The organism is Pseudoxanthobacter sp. M-2, assembly GCF_046156265.1.
Classification (GTDB): Bacteria; Pseudomonadota; Alphaproteobacteria; order Rhizobiales; family Segnochrobactraceae; genus CAMDHY01.
Genome location: NZ_JAWDIR010000028.1, coordinates 1 through 5872 on the forward strand (window position 1 = coordinate 1; position 5872 = coordinate 5872).

Here is a 5872-nt window from a genome sequence, read left to right on the forward strand (position 1 = left end):
CGATCTCCGGATCCGGGATCCCGGATCGCCGGCTTCGGCAGCGGACCTGATCCCGGCGGGTATCGAGTTGGTCCCCTGACCCTGCTACTGGCGCTGCGTTCAGCGCGGGCTGGTCAGTTCGGGGGCGGCCTGCGTATCAGCCGGCGGGGGAGCTTCCGGTAAACGCCATGAAATCGAACGAGGAACCGTCTGCCTTGAACGCCCTCACGACATAGGGCTCCGCGGCCATCCCCTTCACTTCCATCCCGGGGGAACCAATCGGCATGCCTGGAACAGAGAGCCCGCGGATATCCGGGCTTTCAGCGAGCAGGCGTAAGACGGCACCCGCCGGCACGTGCCCTTCCAGCACGTACTTGCCCACCTCGGCGGTATGGCACGAGTGAAGGTCGCCGGGGACGCCGAGCCGGCTTTTGACAGCGTCCATGTCGGCGACGTCGACCATGCGGATGGGGAACCCGGCACGCTCCAGATGCTCGCCCCAGGCGCCGCAGCACCCACAGTTCGGGTCCTTCCAGATCGTGACCCGCGGGCGGGTGTCTGCGGCGGCCAAGGGCCCTGCGGTCGCTGCCAAAGCGAGGGTGACCAGGACCGTTCGACGATCGATGAATGGAGCGTTGGTCTGTGCCATCTGCGTCTCCTTGGGGGTATGACAGGGCGCCAAGTGCCCTGCCACTTCGCCTCAACTCGCCTTGTCGATCTTCACGACGGTGTTGCGTCCGTTGACACGGTCCCCCTCGAACCGGACGCGGTCGCCGACCGCCACGCGCTTGAGCATGGCAGGGTCGCCAAGGCGAGCACGTTCGCGATCAGCCGCCGCTCGGTATCGAAGAAGCCTGCGCCCCACAAGAGCTCGAGCGTGAAGACGGGTGCTGGAGGGAGCGTGGCCTCGACGTAGTCGGCCTCCGCGCCGCCGAGCGCGTTGTACTCGGCCTGCAGTGCTCGATTGTCGAGGAGCATGACCTGCACGGCAGAGTCCGCGGACAGGGCCGCGCTCAGCAGCGACTCTACGCGGGCCTGGGCCTGGCGGCCGCAGCCGCCCGTGCGGTTGCGCCAGAACCAGTCGTCGTCGCCGTCGAAGGCCGCCTCCAGCATGCCTTCGCCCGACGGCCGCCCGCGGCCCAAGTCTCCCCTTACGTCTAGATGCCGAAGCAGTTGGCCGTGCGGTAGAAGATCGACGTCTCCCACTCCTGCTTGTTGATCGGGCCGTGGCCCTTGAACGGCAGGCGGCGGAAACCGTGTTTCTCGAGCTCCACGTAGGCGGGGCGGTAGCGGCCGCGGTTTGAATTGTCCCAGACGATGACACCGTCGCTGGTGAGCCTCTGGAGAGCGGCATCGGCGCATGCGACGCGGTCGCGGCCGTCGATCACGATGACGTCGAAGACGTCACTCTTCTCCAGCAGCGCATTGGCGTACTGCCCGTTCTCGAGGTTGCGCTGCATGTAGGAGACGTTCGCCGGCACCTTCGGCGACATCTCGGCGAACCACCCCTCGTGGTGCTCGCAGGAGGTGACGGCCGTGACGCGGCTCGCCCACCAGAGCGTCGAGTTGCCGGAGCCGTACTCGAAGACCCGCATCTCCCGCTTGATGCGGCGGGTGAGAAAGTAGATCGCCGGGTAGGTGTACCAAGGCAGGGGCTCGCCGCCCGGACCGATCGGTCGGCGCGATTCGGCGCTCGCCGCCCACCCGGTGACGGTGGCGTAGTTGTAGAGGTCGGCGCGCGCCCGGCGCGACAGCGTCAGCACGGGCGGCGCGGTGTCCGGAGAGGGCGTCGTGGCTCCGTCGACGGGCTTTGCGGCGTCGTCCACGGGCTTCGCAGCTTCGTCCATCAGCGTCATCTCCACTCGCGGCACCACGCGCCACCGTCCGGTATGGCGACCAGCCCCCGCAGGGGCTCGCGGCTCTCGGATCGTTCGGCGATCCATCCGGTACCACGTCCGCACCCCCGAGGCCCGCAACGTCACGGGCTCCGTAGCCGCACGGCGACCCGTCAGGCGTTCACAAGGTCTTGAGGGGGCGGGTCGTCGGCCTCCGGCGCGGTGTGCCGCCGCGGATCTGGAATTCGGCGAGGTCAGCGGTAGCCCGCCGCCTGTAGTTCGAAGAGCTCGGCGTAGCGGCCGCGCTGGGCCACCAGTTCCTCGTGGGTGCCGGCCGCCTCGACCGCGCCGTCGGCGAGCACGAGGATGCGGTCGGCCATGCGCACGCTCGAGAAGCGGTGCGAGATCAGGATCGCCGTCTTGCCGCGGCTCAGTTCCTTGAAGCGCTGGAACACCTCGAATTCGGAACGCGCGTCGAGCGCCGCCGTCGGCTCGTCGAGCACAAGCACCTCCGCCTCGCGCATGTAGGCCCGGGCGATGGCGACCTTCTGCCACTCGCCGCCGGAGAGCTCGACGCCGTTGCGGAAGCGCTTGCCGATCATCTGGTCGTAGCCGCCGGGCAGCCGCGCGATGACCGCGTCGGCCTGGCTTGCGGCAGCGGCGCGGACGATGCGGGCGCGGTCGTCGCGCGCCGTGATCCGGCCGACCGCGATGTTGTCGGCGGCGGTCAGGTTGTAGCGGACGAAGTCCTGGAAGATGACGCCCATGCTGCCGCGGAGCTCGTCGAGGTCGTAGTCGCTCAGGTCGCGGCCGTCGAGCAGGATGCGGCCCTCGTCGGGGTCGTAGAGCCGGGTCAAAAGCTTGACGAGGGTGGTCTTGCCGGCGCCGTTCTCGCCGACGAGCGCCACCACCTCGCCGGCCCTGAGCGTGAAGGAGAGGTGCCGCACCGCCCAGCGGTCGGAGCCCGGATAGATGAAGCCGACGTCCTCGAAGACGAAGCCCTCGCGGATCGGCCGGGGGAACGGCTGCGGATCGGCGGGCGACAGGATCTCCGGCTCTGCCTCGAAGAAGGAGAACAGGTCGTCGAGATAGAGCGCCTGGCTCGCCGTTGTCGAGAAGCTCGACAGCAGCCCCTCGACCAGCGTGCCGAGGCGGCGGAACGAGCCGGCGAGGAAGGTGAGGTCGCCGACCGAGAACGCGCCGGTCAGCGTGCTCCAGGCGATGTAGGCATAGGCGAGGTAGTAGCCGATGGTGCCGACCGCGGTGAACAGCCCGCCCCAGCCGGCCCGCCGGAGCGCGAGCTTCCGGTTCGCCGCATAGAACTCGGCGGCGAGCTGGCGGTAGCGCTCGATGAGGAAGCCGTGCAGGCCGAAGATCTTGACTTCCTTGGCCGTCTCGACGCTGGCGGCGGTCTGGCGGACATAGTCGAGCTCGCGACGCTGCGGCGTGCGGCCAAAGTCGAGCGAGTAGGACTGGGCGTTGAAGTGGGCCTCGCCGATGAAGGCCGGCAGCAGCGCCACCACCAGAAGGACGATCAGCCACGGCGCGTAGACGACGAGGCCGGCGACGAAGGTCGCCACCGTCACAATGTCCTGCACCTGGCCGAGCAGTTGCCCCATCAGCGTGATGCGGCCGCTCGTCTGCCGGCGCGCCCGCTCGAGCTTGTCCTGGAATTCGGCGTCCTCGAAATCCTCGAGGTCGAGCGTCGCGGCATGGCGCATCAGGCGGATGCTGGACGCGTTGGTGACGCGCTCCGACAGCAGGCCGTCGGTCAGCGCGACGACCCGGCCGAGCACGTCGGCGGCGACCGCGAGCGCGAATTCGGCGGCGATCAGCAGCGCAAGGTGGTCGAGGAGGCCGCTCGCGAGCCAGTCGGCCAGCGTGTCCGGCCGGCCGTCGACCTGCACCAGCATCACGACTTCGTCGATGATGAGCTTGCCGACATAGAGGGTGGCGACCGGCAGCAGCGCCCGCACCAGCCGCAGCGCCACCGAGGCCGCCGTCAGCGACGGGCTGGTGCGCCACACCATCGCGATGAACGGCCTGAGGTGCCGGAGCGCGCCGACGCGCTCCTTGAGGCTGCGTGTCTTTGCGGCGTCGGCCGCAGCCGCCGGGCCGTCGCGCGCGCCGGGTCCCTGCCGCCCGTCGCCGCCCTCTTGCCGCGTCATGGCGGATCTTCCCTCGCCCGCTGCTTATGCAGGTTGCCAGTCGTCCTCGGCATCGCCGTGAAGGCGAGCGAGACAACGATGGGGTCATCTGCGACAGGCCGGCGCCCGGTGCAAGCCCGCCATGTGACGTTATCTGCTCGGCGTCGCTGCAGCGGCGTCGCGCGCCGAGCGCGCAATCGCGATCGCCGCCGATGCGGAACCGTCAGCTCCTGGACGCGGGGAGCGGCGGACGCGACTGCAGAGGGCTGCTGGGGAGGTGGTCAGGAGGGTGGTCTGCGACGGACCCTCCGGACGGGCGAAGCGTGACGGAGAGCGTTCCGTCGCTTTCCAGGATCACGGCGCGGGCTTCGTCGATGCTGAGGCCCCCGGACGAGCGGATGGCGCCGAGCGCCTCGTCCTGGGTGATGCGCTCGCGCCGCATCGTGTCGAGGCAGTAGCGGCCATCGCGAACGAGGAGGGCCGGTTCGGAGCGCACGGCTTGCGCGAAGGCCGGCGAGCGCACCGAGAGGGCGCTGACGAGGTATTGCAGCAGGATCAGGAGGGCCAGTGCGAGCGCGCCCTCGGCGAGTGCGATCGACTCTTGCAGAAGGATCGCCGACAGGGTCGACCCAAGCGCCACCGTCACGACGAGGTCGAAGGCATTGAGTTTCGCCAACGTTCGCTTGCCGGAGATGCGCAACATCGCAACGAGGCTGACATAGGCGAGGACACCGACGAGGAGAGTGCGGACCAGGCCCGGCCACCCTTGAAAGAACATTCCCCAGAAATCCATGGCGCCGGCGCTCTCCCTGTCTTTCACCTCCACGTCGCTTGCGATTGAGGCTGTCACCGTTGGTCGTAGGCACCGGCCGCTCGTGCGGCCGGCGTTTCGCGGGGGACCCGTGCGCTCGCTTAGGCCGCGTCTACGGCCGGCAGGGTCGCTGGTCGCCCGGCGCGCGCCGCCGCGAGCCCCTGCGGCCAGCCGCTGCGATCGCCGTAGTCGCGCGGCGGGCCGCGGCGGGGTCGGCTGTGCACGGCCGTGGTGCGCCCCGCCGTCGCGAGATCGAGGCAGGTGATGCCGACGACGATGGCGAGCGCCAGCCCGACATTGCCCTTCTTCGGATTGTCGTCGGTGTAGGCGCTGGAGAGGGTGGCGATGTCGAGCACGTCGCCGCCGACGCGGCTCCACAGGCCGAGCGACTTGTCGGTCGACAGCGACGTCACGCCGGCCGCCACCTCGCGCACGCCGTAAGCGCGCACGAGGGTCTCCCGTCCCTCCATCCCGAGGGCCCGGGTGATCAGCGACGGGGCGAAGATCTGCACCGTCCCGAGGGCGAGGCTGAACCAGCCGAGCCCCTTCGCGACCCGGTCGGAGACCGGGACTTCGTTCGGGCCGGAGCGGATGATCTCGGGATCACCGGGGGTGCGGGCGAAACGTTGAATCAGCGATGTCATGAACACTCTCCGGGTCACGTCTTGAGGACGACTTTCACGCAGCTGTCCTGCTTGTCGCGGAACACCCGGTAGAGTTCTGGACCCTCGGCGAGATCGGCCGTGTGGGTGATGACGAAGGACGGATCGATGACCTCCTCCTCGATCATGCGCAGGAGGTCGCCCGTCCACTTGTTGACGTGGGTCTGTCCCATGCGGAAGGTCAGGCCCTTGTTCATCGCCAGGCCGAACGGTATCTTGTCGACGAGACCGCTGTAGACGCCCGGAATCGAGATGACGCCGGCGGGCCGGCAAACATAGATCATCTCACGCAGCACGTGCGGCCGGTCGTTCTCCAGCATCATCATCTGCTTGGCACGGTCGTAGATCGAGTCCGGGTGGCTGAAGCTCACGTGTGCTTCCATGCCGACGGCGTCGATACACTTGTCCGGACCCTCGCCATCGGTGAGATCGTTGAGA

The 5872-nt window shown here is 68.8% G+C and carries 6 protein-coding genes and 1 pseudogene; all 7 read right to left on the minus strand.

Going from position 1 to position 5872, the window contains the following annotated elements:
* Nucleotides 1-136: 136 nt before the first annotated feature.
* Complete coding sequence (locus tag RUR49_RS14910) at nt 137-628, minus strand: DUF411 domain-containing protein (RefSeq protein WP_409147191.1); 492 nt, start codon at nt 626-628, stop codon at nt 137-139.
* A 71-nt stretch (nt 629-699) separates the two neighbouring features.
* Nucleotides 700-1092, minus strand: a complete 393-nt coding sequence (locus RUR49_RS14915) for a hypothetical protein (RefSeq protein WP_409147192.1) — start codon at nt 1090-1092, stop codon at nt 700-702.
* A 44-nt stretch (nt 1093-1136) separates the two neighbouring features.
* Nucleotides 1137-1826 carry a class I SAM-dependent methyltransferase gene (locus RUR49_RS14920; RefSeq protein WP_409147193.1) on the minus strand — a complete coding sequence of 230 codons (690 nt, stop codon included), beginning with the start codon at nt 1824-1826 and terminating at the stop codon, nt 1137-1139.
* A gap of 242 nt (nt 1827-2068) precedes the next feature.
* A complete protein-coding gene (locus RUR49_RS14925; RefSeq protein ID WP_409147194.1) occupies nt 2069-3982 on the minus strand; it encodes an ABC transporter ATP-binding protein in 1914 nt (637 codons plus the stop codon).
* Nucleotides 3983-4184: 202 nt separating this feature from the next.
* A complete protein-coding gene (locus tag RUR49_RS14930) occupies nt 4185-4739 on the minus strand; it encodes a DUF421 domain-containing protein (protein WP_409147196.1) in 555 nt (184 codons plus the stop codon).
* Nucleotides 4740-4873: 134 nt separating this feature from the next.
* A complete protein-coding gene (locus RUR49_RS14935) occupies nt 4874-5416 on the minus strand; it encodes a hypothetical protein (RefSeq protein ID WP_409147195.1) in 543 nt (180 codons plus the stop codon).
* Between the two features lie 14 nt (nt 5417-5430).
* Nucleotides 5431-5872, minus strand: a pseudogene (locus tag RUR49_RS14940) (glutathione-dependent formaldehyde dehydrogenase); the annotation flags it as partial.

Excerpts from the sequence above, each read along its gene's own strand:
- RUR49_RS14920 (WP_409147193.1), bottom strand. The coding sequence starts at position 1,826 with ATGGACGAAGCTGCGAAGCCCGTGGACGACGCCGCAAAGCCCGTCGAC.
- RUR49_RS14925 (WP_409147194.1), bottom strand. The coding sequence starts at position 3,982 with ATGACGCGGCAAGAGGGCGGCGACGGGCGGCAGGGACCCGGCGCGCGC.
- RUR49_RS14915 (WP_409147192.1), bottom strand. The coding sequence starts at position 1,092 with ATGCTGGAGGCGGCCTTCGACGGCGACGACGACTGGTTCTGGCGCAAC.
- RUR49_RS14910 (WP_409147191.1), bottom strand. The coding sequence starts at position 628 with ATGGCACAGACCAACGCTCCATTCATCGATCGTCGAACGGTCCTGGTC.
- RUR49_RS14935 (WP_409147195.1), bottom strand. The coding sequence starts at position 5,416 with ATGACATCGCTGATTCAACGTTTCGCCCGCACCCCCGGTGATCCCGAG.
- RUR49_RS14930 (WP_409147196.1), bottom strand. The coding sequence starts at position 4,739 with ATGTTCTTTCAAGGGTGGCCGGGCCTGGTCCGCACTCTCCTCGTCGGT.